The 1,042-nt window shown below is 62.7% G+C and carries 2 protein-coding genes; one reads left to right on the top strand and one right to left on the bottom strand.

Features of this window, described 5'->3' with window-relative positions; translation table 11 throughout:
* Positions 1-550: LysR family transcriptional regulator (locus ACR0C6_RS21410; RefSeq protein ID WP_480621126.1), on the bottom strand; the 550-nt coding region annotated here is incomplete at its 3' end.
* Positions 551-649: 99 nt separating this feature from the next.
* On the opposite strand from ACR0C6_RS21410, the gene ACR0C6_RS21405 reads away from it, so the two are divergent.
* On the top strand, positions 650-1,042 hold a 393-nt coding region (locus ACR0C6_RS21405; RefSeq protein WP_480621125.1), incomplete at its 3' end, for a gamma-butyrobetaine hydroxylase-like domain-containing protein.

The following is a 1,042-nucleotide window of genomic DNA, read 5'->3' as shown; positions in this document are numbered from 1 at the left end:
AAACGACCAGGGGGCCACCCCATCCAACACACGGCGGGGCCATCGGCACCAGCACCTCGCGCGCGACCAATACCGCGTCGCGCCCGGCCCACACCCCCCTGCCATAGCGGATTTGCAGCCAGGTGCGTTCCTCATCCAGCGACGACCGGCGCGCAACCGAGTCGGTCATCACCCGAACCTCGGGGCGCAGATTTCGGAACACAGGCAGGGCCGGCAAAACAAGGGCGTGAATGTTTGATGACAACCCGGCGACCCTGAGTTCGCGTGGCGATTTTCCAAACAGATCCTCAGTGTTGCGTTCCAACGCCAGCAGGCTGTCCTGCACCAGCGGCAGATAGCTTTCGCCTTCGACCGTCAGCGACACGCCGCGCGCCTCGCGCACAAACAGGGACCGGCCCAGCCACGCCTCAAGATTGCCGATCCTTTGGCTGACAGCGGCCTGCGTCAACCCGAACTCTTTCGCAGCGGCCGAGAACCCGCCCAGACGCCCAGCGGCTTCGAACACACGCAACCAATCCAGTGGCGGTAATCCAGTCTTATTTTTAGCCATTAGTTTTTCCAAGCCTCAGCCGAAATAAGGATTAATTGTCGTAATGCCACGAACGGCGTATCTGCTCAACCAAAGCTCGCGCCGAACAGGAGACCCCCAATGCTGCGCACCGCCACCCACGACACCTCGATTGTTACAGTCGCGTTTGACACCGGGGCCAAGGCCCGTTTCCACGCCATCTGGCTGCGCGACAACGCGCTGGACGCTGATACCCGAGCGCCGGGCAACGGTCAGCGCCTGATCACCATCGGCGATATTCCTGCCGACATCTCGGTCAGTTCAGCCGAGGTGGTCGCGGGCGACCTGCAAGTCACGTTCCAGCCTGAGGGCAATATCGTTACCTTCCCGGCGGACTGGTTGGCCGAAAACAGCTACGACCGCGATCATGACATTGCGCTGGGTCGCATCGCCGCCGGCATCACGACCTGGGAGAGTGGCATCGCCGCGCCCAGCGGCGATTGGAACGAGGTCCAGGCCAACCCGGCTGCCAAG

The sequence above is a fragment of the Ruegeria sp. AL12 genome (assembly GCF_056540885.1).
Note: the sequence above shows the minus strand (reverse complement) of the source record. Positions and strands in the feature narration are given on the sequence as shown.